Source organism: Streptomyces sp. CA-210063 (assembly GCF_024612015.1).
Lineage (GTDB): Bacteria > Actinomycetota > Actinomycetes > Streptomycetales > Streptomycetaceae > Streptomyces.
Genome location: NZ_CP102512.1, coordinates 4,430,259 through 4,449,754, shown reverse-complemented (window position 1 = coordinate 4,449,754; position 19,496 = coordinate 4,430,259). Strand labels below are relative to the sequence as shown.

Genomic DNA, 19,496 nt, shown 5'->3' with positions numbered 1-19,496 from the left:
TCTAGGGACGCACCATGCCCCGCGCGTAGTGTGAGGCAGCATGGGGGAATTGCGTGCGGACTGGAGACTCCGGCTGCGGCGCGAGGGCGCGCACGGCCCCATCTGCGGCGCCGGCGTGCTCGTCGACCAGCACACGGCGCTGACCTGCGCCCATGTGGTGCGCAGCCCGGACGCCGTGATGTGGCTGGAGTTCGCCGAGAACAGCGACCTCGCACCGGTGGCCGCACGCGTCCGGCCCGGCGGCTGGCTGCCCGAGGCCGAGGGCGGCGGAGGTGCCGGGGGCGGTGAGGACGTCGCCGTACTGCGCCTGGAGAGCCCGCGCCCGCAGGCGCGCCCGGCCCCGCTGGAACCCAGGCTGTGGAGCGGCACGGAAGTGCACGCGACCGGCTACGCGGAGGGCTTCGACGACGGCATGACCCTGTGGGGCCGTATCAGCGGGGCCAGTGGCGAGCGGGTGCAACTCGACGCCGTCACCAAGGCCGAGGTGGTGCGCGCCGGCTTCAGCGGCGCCGCCGTCTGCACCCGGCCCCACGAAGGACGCCCCGCCCGCGTGGTCGGCCTCGTCGTGAGCTGGCGCGGCGACATGGGCGAGGTGCTGCCCGAGAACAACCGGCTCGCCTTCTCGTATCTGATCCCCGTCGAGCGCATCGCCGAACTCTCGCCGCTCATCAAGGAGTTGAGCAGCCCGTACGCCTGGGACCACGACTTCGAGGAGCGGGTGAACCGGTGGTTCGAGGACCCCGACGCGGAGCCGGTGAAGATCACCGTGGTGCCCCCGGGGAGCGGCAAGGACCGCTCGCTGCGCCATCTGCCGCACCGCGCCGACCTCGTCTACCGCGGCGGAGGCTCCAGCAGACCGGACCTCGCCGACCACGCCCTGAGCCACATCGCGTTCCCGCCCGGCCAGTACCTGGCGTACTGGGACTGGCTGCTCGGCACCAGGCCACGGCCCGCGCAGGCACCCGCCCTCGCGCCCGCCGACCGGATCACGGTCCTCGTCGACGGCCTCGACGAGGAGCCCGAGCCGGGACCTCTGATCGGACTTCTCGCCCGATTACGGTTGTTCGGCTTCCGGTTGCTGCTCGTCTTCCGGCACGAGGGCGGCACCGGCTGGACCGCGGCCCGCGACGAACTCCTGCTGCCCGCGCTCCTCGGCCACGCGGACCTGCTGCTCGCCCGGCTGGACCGCGCGGAGTTCAGCCGCGCGGTCCGCCTCGGCGTCGTCGACAGCGCCTCCCTCGGCTCCGTGACCGAGACGGCCGACCGCCGCAGGGCCGAGCGCCGCCTGCTCGACGACCTGACGGACCCGCACCAGCGACTCGCCCGGCTGCGCGAGCTGATCAGAACCCTGCGCGCCGACCTGCGGAGCACCGGAGGCAGACCATGAGGCACGCCGCCCGGCCCGGGCAGCAGAAGGACGACGAGAGGACGACGACCTGCCCGCACCGCCGCTTCACCGGCGCCCCCTGCGGCGGCACCGTGCTGCCCACCGGCCACTGCGCCGAATGCGGCCGCGCGAAGGACGGACCCCGGCTGCCCGCACTGCCCGAGAACCCCCGCGACCTCGGCCCCGGCGAACTCCTCGCGCTGCCCGAGCGCGCGCCGCGCCCCGCGCCGGAACGCCTCATCCATCCCGAGGCGCCGCTGCGCGTCCGCATGGTCTGCTCCTCCGCCGAGTGCGGCATCGTCTTCGCGCCGCCCTACACCGTGGGCCCGGTGCAGGTCGAGGGGCACTGCCCGGCCTGCGGCGAGCCCTACTCGTACCGGCCCGAACTCGCCCAGGGCGATGTGCTGCGCGACCAGTACCGGATCATGGGACCCATCGCCCACGGCGGCCAGGGCTGGGTCTATCTCGCCGAGGACACCCATCTCGGTGACGTGGTCGCCGTCAAGGGCATGCTCAACCGCTACGAGCAGGACGGGGCCCGGCTCGCCGACGTCGAACGCCGCAACCTCGTCGCCATCCGCCACCCCCGCATCGTCCAGATCCGCGACTTCGTCGCCCGGCGCGACGGCACCGGCCGGGTCACCGGCGGCTACATCGTCATGGACGACGTCGGTGACGGCACCCTCGACAAGGTCGTCCAGGAGACCCGGCGCGGAGAGTCGGTCCTCGACATCGAGCATGTCGCCGCGTACGGCTGCCAGATCCTCGAAGCCTTCGTCCATCTGCACGCCGGCGGCGAACGGGTCTTCGTGTACGGGGACATGAAGCCCTCGAACGTCGTGCACCACGGGGACGGCGTCAAGGTCATCGATCTCGGCGGCATGCGCGAACAGGGGCAGAGCCAGCCGCCCGCCCATGTCACGCCCGACTACATGGCACCCGAGACGGGGTCCTCGCCCGTACCCACCGTCGCCCACGACCTGCACACCGTCGGCGTCACCCTGCGGGAACTCGCCGGCTGGGCCGTCGACGAGGTACCCGGCCTCGGCACCGCCTCCTTCCGGGGAGTCGTCGACCGCGCCACCCGGGGCGACCCGGGCCTGCGCTTCGCCGATGCCCGCGAGATGGCGGGCCAACTGCGGGGCGCCCTGCGGGAGATCCGCGCCCTGCGCGGCAAGAGCGACCCGCCCGAGCCCTCCGACTACTTCTGGCCCTCCCCGCAACTGCTCGGCGCCCGGCTCGGCACGGTGCCGGGCATCGAGCACTGGCTGGACCGCCCCCGCCGCGACCGGTACGAGCCGCCCACGGCCCCCGCCCTCGACCTCGGCACCCCCACTCCCACCGAGATCGCCCGCTGTCTGCCGGTGCCGAGGCGTTACCCGGGCGATCCGCAGACCACGCGGTTCGAGGTGAGCAGCGGCTACGACCCGGACCGGCTCCTCGGCCAGGAGGACGAGAAGCCGCCCTCGGTGGAGATCCGGCTGCACAACGTGCGCGTCCTGCTGGGCCGGAACACCCGGGAGGACCTGGAGCGGGCCCAGGAGGAACTCGACACCGCCGACTCCATACCCGGGCCGTCCGCCGTGCGCCGGTGGCGGCTGGAGTGGCACCGCGCCCTGGTCGCGCTGCGCCGCGCCGGCCTCGACGACGACCCGCGGCGGGTCGCCGAGGCCAAGACCCACTTCACCAGGGTCCGCCTCGAACTGCCCGGCGAGTACGCGCCCAAACTGGCCCTCGCCCACTGCGGGGAGCAGCTCGGCGACGACACGGCCGGGCCCACCGCCAAGGAGCTGTACGAGGCCGTGTTCGCCCGCAATCCCGCGCACGGCGGCGCCGCCCTGGGCCTCGCCCGGCTCGCGCTGCGCGCGGGCGACCGCCGGGCCGCCCTCGACGTCCTCGGCCGGGTCCGCCCCGGCACCCTGGACCACACCGTCGCCCGCATCGCCTCCTTACGCATCCGCGCGGCCCGGCTGCCCGGACACGGCGATCCGCTGCCCGCCCCCGCCGAGGTCGACGCGGCCGTGGCCGAACTGCGCGGCCTCGTACGCCGGGAACCGGGCGCCGGCGAGCCCAGCCTGTCCGAGGACGAGGCGCTGCGCCTGAGCACCGAACTGTACGAATGGAAACTGGACGCGCTGTACAGCCGCAATGACCGGCCGGGGCCCGAGGCAGGGCACGGCGGACGGCTCGACGCCCGCGGTCTGAGACGCCTCAGCGCGCAGGAGCGGGAGCTGCGGACCCGGATCGAATCCCACTACCGGCAACTGGCCGCCCGCCACGGGGAGTCGGCCGCCGCCCACGAACACCTCGTGGACCTTTCGCACGCGGTACGGCCACAGACCGTGATCTGACCGCACGACAACGACCGTTCCACGGCCTCGGGTCGTGGTCCGGCCGTACGGCAGTGACAGTCCGGACGGCACGACGCGCGGTCCGGACGGTGACGACGGGGAAGGAACGGTGACGCACGACATGAGCAGCCGCATGAGTGGCCCCACCCGGCCGGCGCGGCCGGACATCCGGCTGAACGTCGACCTCGGCGGTGATCTGCGTCCGCATCGGAGCGCGAAGATCGAGGCGCACCTGCGGGTCGACGTGACCGCCGGAGGCCCTCCCGCCGAACTGCCCGCGATCGAACTCGCCGTGATCATCGCGGTGGACGTCGCCGAGCCCCTTCGGGCCGCCGTCCGGCACGCCCTGCCCGCCGCCCTGCGTGCCCTGCCCGACGGCATCTCCTTCACCGTGCTCGGCGGCGGCCCCGAACCCGTCCGGTGCTATCCGGGAGGCGACGCCGAGTGGGCCGTCGCCGACCGGACCGAGAAGCGCCGGGCCGCCTTCGCCGCGGGCGCGCTCCCGCTGCACCGGGACGGTCCACGCCCCGCCGGGTACGCCGCCTGGGCGGCCCGATCACGCGCCCTGCTCGCCGCCCGCCCGCTGTCCGTACGCCATCTGCTGCTGATCACCGACGGCAGCAGCGCCCCCGGCGAGACCCGTCTCGAGGAGGAACTGGACGCCTGCGCCGGGCACTTCACCTGCGATGTGCTCGCCGTCGGCGCCGACTGGCCCCCCGACCCCCTGCTGACCCTCGCCGAACGGCTGCACGGCACCGCCGAGTTCGTGGACGACGGCCTCGGCCGGGCGATCACCGCCGCCGTCCGGCGGCTGCGCCGGGTGCACACGCCCCAACTGCCGATCGAGGTGACCGTGCGGCCCTCGGTGCGCCAGGTCGCGCTGAACGAGAAGGCGCCCCGGCCGCACCGCCTCGGCGGGCTGCCCCAGCCCGGCCGGCCGCACCGCTGGAGCTTTCCGACCTACCAGTGGGAGCAGGGCAGACGCGACTACCTGCTCACCCTCGTCGCGGACGCCGACGCCGACCCGCTGGAGACCCCACTGCAGTTCGCCATGGTCTCCATAGGCGATGTCCACGCGTCCGTCATCGCCCGCTGGCACCGCCCCGAGCAGCCGCCGCCCGACGTTCCGGCGGGCGGCGGCAGCGTGACCGAGGCGACCACCGTGATGCGGGACGCTTTACGCCGGGGACTCGTCGCGCTCCGGGAGGGCCAACGGGCCGCCGCCGAGACCTACTTGGGGCAGGCCGCACGCCTGGCGGTGCACTTCGGCCTGGACTGGGTGCTGGACGAGATCCGCGCGGTCGCCGACATCGAGGACGCGGCCGCGGGCCGGGTCAGGCTGCGCCCCGCCGTCGAGGCCGACACGCTCGGCTCGATGATCCTGCGCGCCGGCTCCCGCCCCTTGCCCCTGACGGACACCGCCGGTCCGCTGCCGGGCCCGCGCTGCGCCCACTGCGCCACCCGGGCCGGGAGCGAGGCCCGTTACTGCATCGCCTGCGGGGAGAAGCTGCTTTGAATCCTCCCCCGGCTGAAGCAGAGGGATTTCTGGCTCACGCTGCCTGCGGGTCAGCGACCCGACCGGTCTTCCACGATCAACACCAGCCGGGTTGAAACCAGCCCGGTCTGATACGGCAAAGCTGGGAGGTGCATGTGCTGTCTTGGCTCTCGATCAACACGGTGTACGCGCTTGGTTCTCGCAACGCACGACGTACAATTTGCCCGGTCCCGGTCAGGTGGACGGTGTTTCGCTCTGGAGGCGAAGTCCCGCTTCATGCCCTGCTCCGCAGGAGCCCGATTCCTCCCCGGCCTGAAGGCCGAGGCATCCTCGGAGGAACCCGGTGACGACCGGACGCGCCGCCTCCCGATACTCCCCGGGCGCCTTCTGGCGCAAGCGCCTGAGCCCCTGGCGGACCCGCCGGCTGCTGGAGGCGCATCTGCTGGTCCTGACGGTGTGCGCGCTCGTGGCGGCGGGCACCCTGTTCCTCTCCTGCCGTCAGATCCAGGTCGGTGCCGAGGACCTCGCGTCGCGGGAGGCGCCGGCGGTGCAGGGCCTGGCCGCCACCCGGCTCGCGGTGCTGCGCGCCGACCGGGAGGCCCGGGTCCTGGGGGAGCTGGAACTCGTCGACGTCGCGGGCTCGGGCGAGACCTACCGGGCCCAGCTCTCCGCCGCCGACCAGGGACTGTCCAGGATCGCGGAACGGACGGACCAGGACCTCGGCACCGTCAACGGGCTGCTCGCCACCTACAGCAACTCCCTCAACCTCGGTACGGCCATGTACCGGGACCAGCCGCTCATGCGCGACCAGAAACTGGCCGAGGCGCGCTCGCTGCTCATCCGCCCGGGCGTGGGACTCGTACCCCGCCTGGACGACATGCAGCGGGTCCAGATGAAGCACGCCGAGGCCACCGCCACCGAGGGGCGGTTGCAGCGCGGCGGCTGGTGGCTCGCCGAACTCGCCCTGGCGGCCCTGGCACTGACCCTGCTCTCCGCGCTGTCCGTGCTGCGCGACCGCTGCGGCCGCGACTGGAACCCGTATCTGCTCGCGGCCCTCGCCCTCACCGCGCTGCTCGCGGTCGTCCCGCCGCTGACGATGGAATCCGCGCAGGACGACCTCGACCGCGTGGCCGGGGACCTGCGGCAGATCACCGAGGTCTCCCGGAAACGCTGCTGCGGCCCGGAACTGGCCGTGGCCCAGCAGACCGTCACGGAGAAGTCCGAGGACGTCCGGCGGGTCCTGGCCGACGACACCTGGACCGACCGGGTGTACCAGGGCACCCTGATCGGCGGCCTGCTGCTCGCCGTCCTGCCCGCGGTGGGGCTCGGTCTCCGGCTCGACAGCGACTACTGGAGGCGACGGTGACCCGCCGGTTCAAGATGCTGGTGCTGCTCGTGGCGCTGCTGATGGTCTCCGCCGGCGGCCTGGTGGCGGTCTGGACGCAGCGGGACGACGAGCCGGTGACCATCCTCGGGCCGTGGACCGACGACCAGGGCGAGCAGTTCGAGAACGTGCTGCGGGGCTTCGGCATCCCCTTCGAGTACCAGGGCACCGCCGCCCAGCGCGAGGTGCTGCTGTCCAAGGTGCAGTCGGGGGAGCCCCCGGACATCGCGATCATGCCGGGCGTCGGTGAACTCGCCGAGTACGCCGCCCAGAAGCGCCTCAAATCCCTGGACGGCCTCTACGCGGAGGAGGAGTACGGCTCCCCCTGGAAGTCGCAGAGCACGCCCTCGCACGACACGTACTGGGTCCCGGTCAAGGCGGACCTGAAGAGCATCGTCTGGTACCGCGAGGGCGACAGGCCCGCGAACTCACCAGCGAAGCTGAGGAGTTGGTGTATCGGCATGGGGGACGACGGCGCCTCCGGCTGGCCGGGCAGCGACTGGATCGAGGACCTCGTACTGCAACGCGAGGGCCCCGACACCTACGGGAAGTGGGCGCTGGGCGCGGGCGAGGTCACGTGGACCGGGGCGCCGGTGCGCACCGCGTGGGAGGCATGGGCCGGTCTGCTCCGGCAGGACAAGGAGGCGGCCGGGCGCGCCCTGCTCACCGATCACCGCGGTGACCCCGACGCGTACGGGCTGCTGTTCGACGGCCCGGACGGGTGTGCCCTGGAGCACCAGGGCTCCTTCGCCCGCTCCTTCTACCGGGACGAGCGGCAGCGGGCGGACCTGATGGACTCCGCCCCCCTGCTGCCCGGCGGCCCCTACCGGGTCCGGGCCCACGAGGTGACCGGCGACTTCGCCGCGCTGTTCAGCGACCGCCCGCAGGCCCGTGACCTGATCGAACGGCTGGCCTCCCGGGAGGGCCAGCAGAAGTGGGCCGACTCCGCGGACGTCTTCTCGGCGAATCGCCGGGTGCGGCCACAGGGCGGCGCGGCCGAGCGCGAGATCGCCGAACGGCTCACCGGCACGGGCCCCCGCTGCCTCGACGCCTCCGACGTCATGGCCCCCGCCGTACGCGACGCCTTCTACGAGGCCGTCCTGCTGACCATCGCGAGGGCCGCCGCCGGGGAGGACCTCGACCTGCCGGGACTCCTCACCGACGTACAGAAGGTGCAGGACGCGCAACCGCCCAGGGATACGGCACCGCAGACGGTGTGCAGTACGGGGTGAGGGGTTCGCTCCGTGAGGGGGGAGTGGGGGTTACGGGGATCCTTGGTAGCTGTGAGTGCGTTGCGTACGAAGATCCCTGGGGCCAACTAGCATTGTGCGCAAGCGAGTTGATGTGGTCGACGGCGATTGCGCGCGGGATGGATCAGGGCACGGGACAGTGAGCGGATCGCAGGGCGAGCGGGGCGAGCGGGGCGGGCCGGGGGAGCCGGGGGAGCAGCCGCCGGAGGTGGCTCTCGCGCAGATGCTCAGGCGGTGGTGGGAGCAGGCCGGGAAACCGCCCCAGGTGGCGCTGGCGCGGAAGGTGGGGGTCGCCCAGGCCACCCTGTCCCGGTATCTGAATCCCCATCGTCGCCCCCATGCGCCCGTACCGGTGATCGAGCTGCTGCACAGGCACTTGGAGGCGCCGGGCGAGGAGCTGGAGCGGGCCCGAGAGCTGCAGGCCGCGTTGAAGAGCGCATCTGTCCCCGGGGGCGCCCCGGACCCCGAAAAGGGCCTGCTCGCTCGTCTCGTCGCCTGGTTCCGGCGGGCTACCGTGTGGCGGGTCGTCGCGGTGGCGTCCGTGGTTCTTCTCGTGGGCTCGGGTGTGTGGTGGGCGGCTTCGCGCCCCGATCCGGTCGAACCGTCGCCCACGGGAACGTCGACGCCGGTCCCCGCGGTGGATTGGCAGCTGGTCCAGGAGGGTGCCCGGGGCTGGAGGGCCCGGACCGTGCAGCACTTGCTTGTCGCTCAGGACCACGAAGTGGACGTCGACGGGATATTCGGGCCGAAGACCAAGGCCGCCGTCAAGGCGTTCCAGAGCGAGCACGGCCTGACCTCCGACGGCAAGGTCGGCGAGAGGACCTGGCCGGTGCTGGTACGGGTCGACACCCGTGTCGACGGTGACGCGGTCAAGGCGATCCAGGAACTGCTCGACCGCGCCGGGCGGCCCACGGACGTCACCGGCAGGTTCACCAGAGCGACAGTGGCGAACCTCTCCGCCTTCCAGGAAGACCACGGGTTGCCGGTGACCGGCGAGGCCGACGCGGCGACCTGGCGCGCCTTGATGGACGCCCAGCCGCCGGACGGTGGCTCCCCGTCGCCCTGAACCGTTCGCGCGCCCTCACCTGCCCGGGGCGGTCTCAGCCGGGGCTTCGGGTGGCGCCGAGGTCGGCGGGCGTCGTGGCGCAGACGGTGCCGCCGGTGAGGACGGCACAGGCCTGGACGCCGTCGGGGTTGAGGGCTTCGACCATGGTCGTGTGGGCGTCGTAGCCCCACTGCTGGGTGTAGTGCCGGGTGTCCCCCTTCTTGTTCTTGACCCTGACCACGTCGCCCTGCGAGGTGCCGCTCATCTTCGCCCAGGCGGCCTGGCAGGCCGGGCTGAACCGAAGCTCGACGACCATGCCCTCCGTGCCGCCCCTGTAGTACGTGGCGGCGTCCTCCCGGCAGGTGGAGTGCTGGGGGTCGATGCCGTAGCAGGACTCGCCCCGGCACTTCGTCAAGGCGCGAGATGGGGAAGGGGAGGGGCTGGAGGAGAGGGCGGAGGCCGTGGGCTGTTCGCCGCTGCCGGGATCCTCCTCGCTTCCGAGTGTCCACGCGGCGGTGAGGCCGGCGGCCACGGCGGCGGTGAGTGCGGCGACGGCGATCCACGGCCACCGCTTCGTCCGTACGGTGGGGGTGTGAACCGAGCGGGGACCGGGCACCGGACTCTCGCCGGTCCTCGCGGCCGCGTGGAGGGCCAGGGCCTTGGTGAGTTCCTCGGGGGCCCGGCCGAGTAACTCGTGCATCGTCCGGATGACATCAGGGCGGGCGAGCCTCGGCGTGGTCCGGTGGAGATAGCGGGACAGCATCTCCTGGCTGATCCTGACGTCCCGTTCGGTGAGCCGCCGGGCCAGTGCCTGCTGGGTGATGTTTCCCGGGTCCTCCTCCCACCAACTCCTCAGTAACCGCGCGAGTTCGAGGCCGGCTGCGTTCTCGTGTGCGTCCCGCGGAGCGCCCATTTGATGCATTCCCCCTGTGACCCCATGCATCGTCGCAGCTCAGAGGCGTGCATAGGGTGTGATGCGTGCATGAATCAGCTGACTGCTCGGAAGTGTAGAGCCGGTCGGAAATGCCGGGGCATGGTTGAGCCATCCCTCCACCTGGTCGTGCGACCTCCTCTTTCCGCACGCCGTTTCGACCTGTCCGAAGGAGATCCGCTGTGCCCACGTACGCACTCCGCCGTGCCGGTGGCCCGCGCCGTATGGCGGCGGCTGCCGCGACCGCCTCCCTCACCTGCGCCGCGCTGCTGGCCGGCGCCCCCGGCAGCGCCGCGGCGCCCCCGGGTTCGTACGCGGTGAAGGGCGTCGACACCAGCCATCACAACCACGACGCGACGGGCCGGGACATCGACTGGAAACGTGTCGCCCGGAACAACCACTTCGCCTTCCTCAAGGCGACTCAGGGCACCACCAACAAGGACCCGTGGTTCGCGCGGGACTTCAAGGCCGCCTCCGCCACCTCGCTGCTGCGGGCGCCGTACCACTTCTTCGACCCGAAGAGCACGAAGGACGGTGCCGCGCAGGCGGATCACTTCATCCGTACCGCACGCGCCACCGGATACACCGGGACCAGAGCCGGGGAGCTGCCGCCCGTCCTGGACGTCGAGAAGGTGTGGGTGGACAAGAAGGAGGTGTGCCCCGAGGCACTGCGCTCCGACCAGCTCGGGGTCTTCCTGAAGCGGGTGAAGTCGGCGTTCGGGGTGACGCCCGTCGTCTACACACGAGCCTCGTTCGTGCGGGAGTGCATGGGCGGCAAGGGAGAGGTCTTCAAGGGCTATCCGCTGTGGCTCGCCCGCTACGGCAGCGGGGCGAACGAGCCGCAGCCCGTGCCGGGGGCGGGTGCCTGGTCCTTCTGGCAGTACACCGAGTCGGAGGCGATCCCGGGCCTGCCGGGCAAGAACGGCACTGTCGGCACCGGCGACCGCAACGTCTTCCGGGGCACCCTCGCCCAGCTGCGCGCCATGGCCAACCTGGGCGGCACCCCGATGCCGCAGCCGCCCGCGTCCTGGCCGGTCGTGAAGTCCGGCCAGCGGGGCGTCGACGTGGCGACCGTTCAGCTCCTGCTGACCGAGCGGGGCTACACCACCTCGGCCGACGGCGTCTTCGGGTCGGGTACGGCCGCCAACGTCAAGGCCTTCCAGCGGGCCGAGGGGCTCACCGCGGACGGTGTCGTCGGCCCCCACACCTGGGACGAACTCATCGTCACGGTGAAGCCGGGCGCCAAGGGGCCTGCCGTGAAGGCGCTTCAGCGGCAGCTCACCGACAACGGCCACCCCGTCACCGCCGACGGCGTCCACGGCCCGGACACCGCCGCGAAGCTCAAGGCGTTCCAGAAGACCGCCCGCCTCACGGCCGACGGCATCGCGGGGCCCCACACCTGGGCCGCCCTCGTCTCCCACCACTGACCACCGCCGTCCCACCGGGACGCGGTTCCACAACAACGAAAACAACGAAGGGGATCATCCTCATGCGTACCGCAACACAGAAGCAGAACCGGCGTCACCTGGCCTCCGTCACCCTCGTCGCCGCCGCCCTCCTGGCCGGTGTCACGGCGACGGCTCCGGCCGGGGCGGCCACCGCTGAGCCGGTGTCCCAGTCGGCCGGTGTGGTGGCTCAGGCGTCGTGGCCGATCGTGAAGTCCGGTCAGCGGGGTGTCGACGTGGAGACCGTTCAGTTGCTGCTGACGGCCCGGGGTTACCCCACCGGGGCGGACGGGATCTTCGGGTCGGGTACGGCCGCGAAGGTGAAGCAGTTCCAGAAGTCGAGGGGGCTGGCGGCTGACGGTGTGGTGGGCCCCAACACCTGGTCGAAGCTGGTCATGACGGTGAAGTCGGGCGTCAAGAGCCCGGCGGTGAAGGCGGCGCAGCGCCAGCTCTCCGACAACGGCTTCGCGGTGTCGGCCGACGGCGCGTTCGGTCCGGCGACGGCGGAGAAGGTCAGGGCGTTCCAGAAGGCGAAGGGGCTGGCGGCGGACGGTGTCGTGGGTCCCAACACCTGGGCCCGGCTGGTGAACGGCGGTGGCGGCGGAGGCGGCAACCCCGGCGGTGCCGTCCAGCTGGTGTTCGACAAGAACCAGTCGGACCAGACGAATTCACGGCTCTCCGTGGTCCGCGGCGGCAAGACGATCGCCAGCTACCGCGCGGGATCCGGCAGGGACAACAACAAGGACGAATGTGCCAAGAGCCGGGGCTGGCTGCCCAACGGCACTTACGACATCAAGGGGCACACCAAGCGTCACCCCGGCAAGGTGATCAGGGGGTACGCGATCGAGCTGGAGAACATGAAGTGCGCCAACGGTACGGAACGCACCGAGCTGTTCGTCCACAGCGAGATGACCATCAACGGCACCCAGGGCAGCATCGAGCGCGAGCGGTGGACCGACAGCAACCCGGTCGACTTCGAATCCTTGGGCTGCATCAAGATCCGGCCCACTGAGATCCAGCACCTGTTCAACGTGCTCGACAAGGTGGGTTGGCCGAAGTCCCTTCAGGTCATCAGCTGACCCGCTGACAGGAAAGGAACGCACATCATGTTCACCGCAACACAGAAGTCGAAGCGGCGTCACCTCGTCTCCACCGCCCTCCTCGCCACGGCCCTGGCGGCCGGTGTCACGGCGACCGCTCCGGCCGCGACGGCTGAGCCGGTGTCCCAGTCGGCCCGTGTGGTGGCTCAGGCGTCGTGGCCGGTGGTGAAGTCCGGTCAGCGGGGCGTGGATGTAGAGACCGTTCAGCTCCTGCTGACGGCCCGGGGGTACGCCACCGGGGCGGACGGGATCTTCGGGTCGGGTACGGCCGCGAAGGTGAAGCAGTTCCAGAAGTCGAGGGGGCTGGCCGCGGACGGTGTGGTCGGTCCCAACACCTGGTCGAAGCTCGTCATGACGGTGAAGCAGGGCGCCAAGGGGCCTGCCGTGAAGGCGGCGCAGCGCCAGCTCTCCGACAACGGCTTCGCGGTGTCGGCCGACGGCGCGTTCGGTCCGGCGACGGCGGAGAAGGTCAGGGCGTTCCAGAAGGCGAAGGGGCTGGCGGCGGACGGTGTCGTGGGCCCCAACACCTGGGCCCGGCTGGTGAACGGCGGAGGCGGCGGAGGCGGCAACCCGGGCGGCGGCAAGCTCAGCGACGCCCAGGCCGCGGCCCGGCTGAAGGCCGCGGGCATCACCCGCACCTCCTCCGGCAACTGCACCGACCGCAACCGCAAGAACTGCACGAGCCTCCAGGACATCCGGGTCGGCACGATCGACGGTGTGATCGCCCTGAAGAAGAACAGCGGCTGCAAGGTCGTCATCACCGGCGGTACGGAGGTCGGCCACGCCGGCGGCACCTACAGCCACTGGAACGGCTACAAGGTCGACGTCAGCCGCACCGCGTGCGTCACCACCTACATCCAGAAGCACTCCAAGAAGCACCACAAGCGCGGTGACGGTGCCTGGGTGTGGCGGGTGACCTCCGGCGGCAAGACGGTCATCGACTACGCCGACGAGAACTGGGCGAACCACTGGGACATCACGTACTACTGATCCCGTAGTTCCCCGATTCCGGCTGAAGGCCAGGTCACGCGGTTGGTGGCCTGGCCTTTACCGAGGGGCCCTCGGCGCTCACGGTTCGGGGGAGGCCGGCAGGGGGTCGGTGACGAAGGTCCCCAGCCCGACTTCGCCACGCGTCCAGCCCTGTTCCCGCACATGCCGCATGGCCTTCGCCGCCGTCGCGTTCACCACGCCGAACTCTTGAGCGATCTCCAGAGTGGAGGGCACACGGCTTCCCGGCGGATACGTGCCGTCCTTGATGCGCCGGATGATCTCCACTGCAATCTGCCGCCACAGAGGCCGCGTGCGGTCAAGCTCCATAACTCCAGCGTGGTTGGCTACGGCATTCTGCGCATCCGTGGTTATCTGCGGTTATCCACGGGTACCATCGGCTCCGAACACAGAACGGCCCCGAGGGAAGCGGCTACTTCCTCATCGGGGCCTGAGCCGACTGAACTGGAGTCGACCTATGCGCACCCTACTGGCCGCGATCCAGAGCCTCTTCCTGCCTCCTCGCGGAGCGCACCGTGCCGCCGCACCCCCACCGCCCTCCACCTCCCTTCGGCCCGCTCCCACGTACAGGCCCGCACCCCCGTGTCCGCTCCTGGACGTCATCGCCGCCGACGGTATGCCCCTCGTCCGCCCGTACGTCGTCGTATGGGAGCGCAAGCGTGACGAACAAGAGCGGCGTCGGCGCCTTCAGCGAGAGCGGCGCCGTGCGGCGGTCCTCGCGTCCCTGGGTCAGGACTACTGCCCGTGGGAGGCCGCCGTATGAGCCCGACACCGCTCCGCAGCCTCGGCGTCGACCCGGCCACCGGCAAGGAGGCGTTCGCGGTCACGCGCCCCGGCGGATTGCTTGAGGAGTTGGCCGACACGCACGCCCTGAAGGCCGCCGCTGTCCTCGTGACGGTCGTGGGGGCCGTACTGGAAGCGGGGAAGGCGTCGGACACCGAACTCGCCGCGTTCGTACCGACCTTGCACGCCGCGCTCGAAGAGTGCGTGGGCATCATGGCGGCGGACAGGCAGTGATGGCGTAGCGGCACCCCGTCGTGGGACATGGAGTAGTGACTCCGGCGCCCAGGACTCCTCCTGGGCACCGGGGGCGCCAGCGCGTCCTGCGGCTCCCACCCGCTACGCGGCTTCGGCTCCACGTGGCACGTCTGGGGTATCAGCCCGCGAACCCGAGAACCGCGAGCCGCGGAAGCACGCCCAGGTCCGATGGGTCGACGCCGATGCCACTCAGTTGCCGTCGATCAGTGCCTCGGCCAGCGCCGGCGAGAACCTGCCGGCCGGCGGGGAGCCCGCCGGGCAGTTGGCCGGGTCGTCGCCGTCCGAGTCACCCGGGTTCTTGATCCACAGCAGGTACTCGGCGCCACCCTCACCGGCTCGGGAGGTCACCCCGAGTTTGCGGTCGGCCGGGTTGCAGAAGCCGACATGGCCGCTGATCGGCGAACCGGGCACCACATAACCGCCGTTGCCGTTGCGGGCGGTGTCGACGACCCACTGGACGGTGACGCCGTAATCGGCCTGGATACGGGCGGCCAGACGGCGGCCGTAGTCGTTGGAGACGTCGGTGGAATCGAAGTTGGAGACGTTGACCGAGACACCGCCGGAGAGCGAGACTCCGGAGCGGTTGAGCAGGTAGGCCATTTTCTCCAGACCGATCCCCGTGCCGCCGGTGCCGGTGTCGCCGAGCGTCCAGGCGGCGTTGCCCGCGTCCAGATAGGTCTGGACGAACTCGCCCTGCTCCTGGAAGCGCTGGTTGGCGTACCAGAGCATGTCGAAACGTTCCTCCGTGCCGCCCTTCATGCAGGTTTCGTCGGCGGCCTGGGCGACCGCGTCAGGCTCCAGGATCACGATCGCCGGGCGTCGGCCGATGCCCCGGGCGAACTTCTCGATCCACGCCTTGTACAGCTCCGAGGAGCCGGCGCCGCCCGAGGATGCTCCGCCGCAGTCACGGCCGGGAATGTTGTAGGCGACCACCACCGGCAACTGCCCCTTCGCGGCCGCCGCGCCGACGTAGTTGCTCACCTCGGCCTCGATGTCGGTCGCGCTGTTGCCGTCGGCGTCCCAGTCGCCGTACCACTTCACCGTGTTGTGGCCGGCTATCGCCGCGTCGATCTTCGTGGCGCGCGGGTCGGCCCGGTTCGCTTGCACCCAGGTCGCCGCGTTGTTCACCGGGTCGTTGTAGAAGCCCTCGCGGGCGGTGGAGGTGGTGAGCGAGACGTTGTCGAACACGACGTCGGTCGCTGCCTGTTGGCCGCCGAGCTGGAAGGTGATCTGCCCGGCGGCCTGCACGCCGGAGGTGAACGTCCAGCTGAAGTGCTGGGAGGCGGTCCCCAGGCCGATGGTCTTGTCCAACGGCGCGGTGAAGGGGTCGGCACCCATCTGAACGGTTGCCCGGATGCTCGCCGGCACCGAGGACCTGGCGTCGAAGGACAGGGTGTACGCCACCCCCGCGCGCAGCTCGATGTCGTCCTGCCCGATCACCGCGTCCCATGGGTTGACCGTCCCGGCGCCGACGGAGGCCCGCAGTGTTCCGTCGACGGGGGCCATGGAGGCGTTCGCGGAGTTCCACCAGCCGGTGGTGCCGGACGCGAAGGTTCCGTTCTCCGCCAGCTCGCCGTAGGTGGCGGAAGCAGCGGCCGGGGCGGCCTGGACCGCCGTCACCGGACCCGCCGACGGGACAACGGCCCCCAGCAGGGCGGCGGCCAGGACTGGGGCGGCGGCAGCCGGAAACGGCCGCGATATCACGCGCATGATTCGGACATCCTCGTTCCGTCGGCTCGCACCGGGCGGGCCGAACAGGGAGAAGGGAGTACTTGATAATCCCCCCGTGCGCTTGGTCATCATCAAGCCCACGGCCCCCACTCTCATGACAGCGGTACGGCTGGATCAAGAGCCCAGAGGGCCCCCTCGTATGAGGTGCGGCACATTCCGCAACGCGGTCGGCGTCAGCCCTTGACCGTCCCCGCCGCCAGCCCGCCCACGATGAACCGCTGGAACGCGGCGAAGACGCAGACCACCGGGATGCTGATGACCGTGGCGGTGGCCATCAGGGCGCCCCACGCGGTGCCGTGGGTGCCGACGAAGGCGTTGAGGAGGACGGTGACGGGCTGGACGTCGGGTTCGGAGACGAGGGTGAGGCCGAAGACGAACTCGCCCCAGGCGATGAGGAAGGAGAGTCCGGCGACGGCGACCAGACCGGGGGCCATGATCGGCAGAACCACCCGTAGCAGTACGCCCACCGGTCCGCAGCCGTCGACCAGGGCCGCCTCCTCCAACTCCCTCGGCACACTCCGCAGTACGGGCCGCAGCACGATCACAGCGAAGGGGAGCGTGAGGGTGGTGTCGGCGGCGATCAGACCGAGGTACGTGTCGTCGATCCCCGCCCGGCGCTCCAGGATGAACAGCGGGGCCGCCAGCACGATGGTGGGCGGGAGTTGGGCGATGAGCAGGGCGAACACCATCGTTCCCGAGCCGCGCATCCGGATGCGGGCGAGGGCGTAGGCGAGGGGGACCCCGAGGAGCAGGGTCAGCGCGACCACCCCGCAGGAGATCACCACGCTGTTGAGGAGGGCCCGGAGGAGGGCGTCGTCGGAGAGCGCGGTCGTGTAGTTCTCCGTGGTGGGCGGGGCGGGGATCCACCGCGGGGTCTCGGCGAGGATGCGGTCCGGCCTGGTGAGGCTGGTGTTGACCATCCAGTAGACCGGGAGGAGGAACGCGGCGGTGAGGAGGGTGGCGCCGGTGGTGAACAGCCACGGTCTACGGGGCCTCACGCGGCCTCCCCCTCCCCGCGCAACCGGCGTACGTACCACGCGCCCGCCAGCAGCGGTACGAGCAGCAGGAGCAGGCCGGCCGCCGCGCCCTCGCCGAAGCGGAAGAACTTGAAGAAGATCTCGTAGACGTAGAGGGACAGCACGCTGGTGGCGTCGACGGGGCCGCCGCCCGTCATCACGAAGACGAGGTCGAAGACCTTGAACGTGTAGACGAGGCCCAGTAGCAGGACCGTCACCGAGACCGGGCGCATCAGCGGGACGGTGATCCAGCGGAACCGCTGCCAGGCGTTCGCGCCGTCCAGTGCGGCGGCCTCGTGGAGCTCCGGGTCGATGGTGTGCAGGCCGACCAGGAGCAGCAGCATGTTGAAGGGCACGCCCACCCAGACGTTGGCGAAGATCACGCCGGCCAGGGCGGTGCCGGGGTCGATCAGCCAGTCGTGGGCGAGGGAGTCCGGGCCGACCGCGCGGAGCAGCGCGTTGTAGGCGCCGGCGTCCTGGTCGAGCATCCAGCGGAAGAGGGTGCCGCTGACCACCGGGGGCAGCAGCCAGGCCACCAGCAGCAGGGAGCGGAGCAGGCCGTTGAAGGGGAACGGCCGCGCGAAGAGCAGGGCCAGCGCGAAGCCGATCGTGAACTGGAACAGCAGCGAGCCCGCCGTGAAGACCAGCGAGAGCCGTACGGCGTGCCAGAAGTCCGGGTCGTCGAGGGTGGTCCGGTAGTTGTCGAGGCCCACGAACGGCGATGACCCGCCGAGGAGTTCGGTCAGGCGTACGTCGTGCACGGACGTCCACACGTTGTAGAGCAGCGGGTATGCCAGGACGAGCGCCAGGAAGACCAGGCCGGGGAGGGAGAAGAGGTAGCCGGCGCGTCTTCGGCGGGCGGAGGGAGAGGCCGTACGGCGAGGACCGGGACGCCCTCGTCCGCGCCCTCCTCCTCGTCCTCCCGCCCAGCCGGAGGAGCCGGGCCGCGCTCGCCGGCCGGCCGAGCCGGAGGAGCCGCGACGGGAGCGCCGCGCCGTTTCTCCGAAAAGGCCGGGTCGGTCTCCTTTCACCTCTCCTCCAGTGCCCTGTCGATCTTCGGGGCGGCCGACCTCGCCACGGCTGAAGGCGAACTCGTGCCGGTGAGGACGGACTGCTCGGCCTCGGCGACGGCCTGGGCGGCGTCGGCGTAGCCCGGGCCGTACTGGCGGGGGCGGGCCACCGGGAGCTGGCTGAGGAAGAGACGGAGGGCCGGGTCGGAGGCCCAGGTGCCGGTGTCCGCGAGGTCCTTGCGGGCGGGGAGGTTGCCGAGCCCCACCAGGAACGGCACCAGGACCGAGGGCCGCTGGGTGTACTCCAGGACCTGCCAGGCCTTGTCCTGGTGGTCGCTGCTCGCCATCACCACCCAGTTCTCGCCGCCCAGACAGGTCGCCGCCTCCTTGTCGCGGGGCAGCGCCACGACGCCGAACTCCACGTCCGTCTTCTTGATGGTCGGCAGCTGCCACGGGCCGTTGATCTGCATCGCGGCCCGCCCGTTGACGAACCGGGTGTTGACGTCCTGCTGTGTCCAGCCCACGCACTGCTCGGACAGCGAGCCCTTGGCGACGAGGTCGTCGAGGAAGGCGAGCGCGGTCGCGCCGTCCGTCGCGAAGGTGTCCAGGTCGCCGCCGGCCTGCCACAGGAACGGCAGGAACTGGAACACGCCCTCCTCCGTTCTGATCGCGCTCATGGCGAGCCCGAACCGCTCCCCGCTGGTCAGCCGCTGGGCCGCGTCCGCGAGCTGGTCCCAGGTGGTCGGGGGCTTCACACCGGCGGAGTCGAGCATCCGGGTGTTGTAGTAGAGGGCGAGGCAGTTGCTGTTGTTGGGGATGCCGAGGCTCTTGCCGTCGACCTGACAGCCGTCCCAGGGGCCCTTGTAGTACTGGTCCGCCTGACCCCAGTCCTCGACCCGCTCGGTGAGGTCCGCCAGCAGGCCGCTGCCCGCGAGCGTGTTCATGGACACGTTGTCGACGATCGCGATGTCCGGGAGGTCGCCGGAGACCGCGCCCAGGGTGATCTGCCGTTCGAGGTCGGCGAAGGGGAACGTACGGCGTTCGATGCGTACGCCCGGGACCTGGGCCTCGATGTCCTTGATCAGCCGGGTGAAGGCGGCCTGGAAGTTGTCCAGGGTGAAGTAGTCCCACCAGGTGAGGGTGACCGTGCCGCTCTGCTTGTCCGAGCCGCAGCCGGCCAGCGCGGAACCGAGACCGAGGCCGGCCGCGCCCGCACCGGCGGCACGCAGGAAACCACGGCGGTCGACGGGGTGGGACATGCTGTGCTCCCTAGGGGGTGTGGGGGGTTAGGGGGTGTGGAGGGGG

17 protein-coding genes are annotated in these 19,496 nt (G+C 71.3%); 11 read left to right on the top strand and 6 right to left on the bottom strand.

Translation table 11 applies throughout. The features are described 5' to 3' along the window. The first annotated feature begins 40 nt into the window (after positions 1 to 40). From JIX56_RS19160 to JIX56_RS19135, 6 genes are all read left to right on the top strand, one after another. On the top strand, positions 41 to 1,387 hold the full coding sequence (locus tag JIX56_RS19160; RefSeq protein ID WP_257542272.1) for a S1 family peptidase: 1,347 nt from the start codon (positions 41 to 43) through the stop codon (positions 1,385 to 1,387). Continuing rightward, positions 1,384 to 3,738, top strand: coding sequence for a tetratricopeptide repeat protein (locus JIX56_RS19155; RefSeq protein WP_257542271.1), 2,355 nt, complete (start codon positions 1,384 to 1,386; stop codon positions 3,736 to 3,738). The genes JIX56_RS19160 and JIX56_RS19155 overlap by 4 nt, the downstream gene beginning before the upstream one ends. A gap of 121 nt (positions 3,739 to 3,859) precedes the next feature. After that, the gene (locus tag JIX56_RS19150) at positions 3,860 to 5,254 is read left to right on the top strand and encodes a vWA domain-containing protein (RefSeq protein ID WP_257542270.1); all 1,395 of its coding nucleotides are present in this window, start codon (positions 3,860 to 3,862) and stop codon (positions 5,252 to 5,254) included. Between the two features lie 322 nt (positions 5,255 to 5,576). Next, a complete protein-coding gene (locus JIX56_RS19145; RefSeq protein ID WP_257542269.1) occupies positions 5,577 to 6,599 on the top strand; it encodes a hypothetical protein in 1,023 nt (340 codons plus the stop codon). After that, the gene (locus tag JIX56_RS19140; RefSeq protein WP_257542268.1) at positions 6,596 to 7,849 is read left to right on the top strand and encodes an extracellular solute-binding protein; all 1,254 of its coding nucleotides are present in this window, start codon (positions 6,596 to 6,598) and stop codon (positions 7,847 to 7,849) included. Before JIX56_RS19145 ends, JIX56_RS19140 begins: the two co-directional genes overlap by 4 nt. Positions 7,850 to 8,006: 157 nt before the next feature. Next, entirely contained in the window at positions 8,007 to 8,933 is a 927-nt protein-coding gene (locus JIX56_RS19135; protein ID WP_257542267.1) for a peptidoglycan-binding protein, read from the top strand. Between the two features lie 34 nt (positions 8,934 to 8,967). Here the strand turns inward: JIX56_RS19135 and JIX56_RS19130 are convergent, their stop codons facing one another. Then, positions 8,968 to 9,825 (bottom strand): DUF2690 domain-containing protein, encoded by an 858-nt coding sequence (locus tag JIX56_RS19130; RefSeq protein ID WP_257542266.1) that lies wholly within the window; start codon positions 9,823 to 9,825, stop codon positions 8,968 to 8,970. A 200-nt stretch (positions 9,826 to 10,025) separates the two neighbouring features. On the opposite strand from JIX56_RS19130, the gene JIX56_RS47655 reads away from it, so the two are divergent. The 3 genes from JIX56_RS47655 (at position 10,026) to JIX56_RS19105 (ending at position 13,378) form a co-directional block, all read left to right on the top strand. Further along, positions 10,026 to 11,270 (top strand): GH25 family lysozyme, encoded by a 1,245-nt coding sequence (locus JIX56_RS47655; protein WP_306819861.1) that lies wholly within the window; start codon positions 10,026 to 10,028, stop codon positions 11,268 to 11,270. Between the two features lie 62 nt (positions 11,271 to 11,332). Then, the gene (locus JIX56_RS19110) at positions 11,333 to 12,367 is read left to right on the top strand and encodes a L,D-transpeptidase family protein (RefSeq protein WP_257542265.1); all 1,035 of its coding nucleotides are present in this window, start codon (positions 11,333 to 11,335) and stop codon (positions 12,365 to 12,367) included. Positions 12,368 to 12,394: 27 nt separating this feature from the next. Continuing rightward, positions 12,395 to 13,378 carry a peptidoglycan-binding domain-containing protein gene (locus JIX56_RS19105; protein WP_257542264.1) on the top strand — a complete coding sequence of 328 codons (984 nt, stop codon included), beginning with the start codon at positions 12,395 to 12,397 and terminating at the stop codon, positions 13,376 to 13,378. 78 nt (positions 13,379 to 13,456) lie between these two features. Here JIX56_RS19105 and JIX56_RS19100 read toward each other — a convergent pair whose 3' ends face one another. After that, entirely contained in the window at positions 13,457 to 13,705 is a 249-nt protein-coding gene (locus JIX56_RS19100; protein ID WP_257542263.1) for a GntR family transcriptional regulator, read from the bottom strand. Between the two features lie 148 nt (positions 13,706 to 13,853). On the opposite strand from JIX56_RS19100, the gene JIX56_RS19095 reads away from it, so the two are divergent. Then, positions 13,854 to 14,159, top strand: coding sequence for a hypothetical protein (locus JIX56_RS19095; RefSeq protein WP_257542262.1), 306 nt, complete (start codon positions 13,854 to 13,856; stop codon positions 14,157 to 14,159). Further along, positions 14,156 to 14,413 (top strand): hypothetical protein, encoded by a 258-nt coding sequence (locus JIX56_RS19090; protein WP_257542261.1) that lies wholly within the window; start codon positions 14,156 to 14,158, stop codon positions 14,411 to 14,413. The genes JIX56_RS19095 and JIX56_RS19090 overlap by 4 nt, the downstream gene beginning before the upstream one ends. A 210-nt stretch (positions 14,414 to 14,623) precedes the next feature. Here JIX56_RS19090 and JIX56_RS19085 read toward each other — a convergent pair whose 3' ends face one another. The 4 genes from JIX56_RS19085 to JIX56_RS19070 all read right to left on the bottom strand — a co-directional run bounded on the left by JIX56_RS19085 (position 14,624) and on the right by JIX56_RS19070 (position 19,450). After that, positions 14,624 to 16,144 (bottom strand): glycoside hydrolase family 6 protein, encoded by a 1,521-nt coding sequence (locus JIX56_RS19085; RefSeq protein ID WP_257542260.1) that lies wholly within the window; start codon positions 16,142 to 16,144, stop codon positions 14,624 to 14,626. Positions 16,145 to 16,338: 194 nt separating this feature from the next. Next, on the bottom strand, positions 16,339 to 17,163 hold the full coding sequence (locus JIX56_RS19080) for a carbohydrate ABC transporter permease (RefSeq protein WP_257542259.1): 825 nt from the start codon (positions 17,161 to 17,163) through the stop codon (positions 16,339 to 16,341). After that, complete coding sequence (locus JIX56_RS19075; protein WP_257542258.1) at positions 17,160 to 18,212, bottom strand: carbohydrate ABC transporter permease; 1,053 nt, start codon at positions 18,210 to 18,212, stop codon at positions 17,160 to 17,162. Before JIX56_RS19075 ends, JIX56_RS19080 begins: the two co-directional genes overlap by 4 nt. Continuing rightward, a complete protein-coding gene (locus JIX56_RS19070; RefSeq protein WP_257542257.1) occupies positions 18,209 to 19,450 on the bottom strand; it encodes an ABC transporter substrate-binding protein in 1,242 nt (413 codons plus the stop codon). Before JIX56_RS19070 ends, JIX56_RS19075 begins: the two co-directional genes overlap by 4 nt. Between the last annotated feature and the right edge of the window lie 46 nt (positions 19,451 to 19,496).

Excerpts from the sequence above, each read along its gene's own strand:
- JIX56_RS19130 (WP_257542266.1), bottom strand. The coding sequence starts at position 9,825 with ATGGGCGCTCCGCGGGACGCACACGAGAACGCAGCCGGCCTCGAACTC.
- JIX56_RS19095 (WP_257542262.1), top strand. The coding sequence starts at position 13,854 with ATGCGCACCCTACTGGCCGCGATCCAGAGCCTCTTCCTGCCTCCTCGC.
- JIX56_RS19085 (WP_257542260.1), bottom strand. The coding sequence starts at position 16,144 with ATGCGCGTGATATCGCGGCCGTTTCCGGCTGCCGCCGCCCCAGTCCTG.
- JIX56_RS19155 (WP_257542271.1), top strand. The coding sequence starts at position 1,384 with ATGAGGCACGCCGCCCGGCCCGGGCAGCAGAAGGACGACGAGAGGACG.
- JIX56_RS19160 (WP_257542272.1), top strand. The coding sequence starts at position 41 with ATGGGGGAATTGCGTGCGGACTGGAGACTCCGGCTGCGGCGCGAGGGC.
- JIX56_RS19105 (WP_257542264.1), top strand. The coding sequence starts at position 12,395 with ATGTTCACCGCAACACAGAAGTCGAAGCGGCGTCACCTCGTCTCCACC.
- JIX56_RS19110 (WP_257542265.1), top strand. The coding sequence starts at position 11,333 with ATGCGTACCGCAACACAGAAGCAGAACCGGCGTCACCTGGCCTCCGTC.
- JIX56_RS19100 (WP_257542263.1), bottom strand. The coding sequence starts at position 13,705 with ATGGAGCTTGACCGCACGCGGCCTCTGTGGCGGCAGATTGCAGTGGAG.
- JIX56_RS19090 (WP_257542261.1), top strand. The coding sequence starts at position 14,156 with ATGAGCCCGACACCGCTCCGCAGCCTCGGCGTCGACCCGGCCACCGGC.
- JIX56_RS19150 (WP_257542270.1), top strand. The coding sequence starts at position 3,860 with ATGAGCAGCCGCATGAGTGGCCCCACCCGGCCGGCGCGGCCGGACATC.
- JIX56_RS19070 (WP_257542257.1), bottom strand. The coding sequence starts at position 19,450 with ATGTCCCACCCCGTCGACCGCCGTGGTTTCCTGCGTGCCGCCGGTGCG.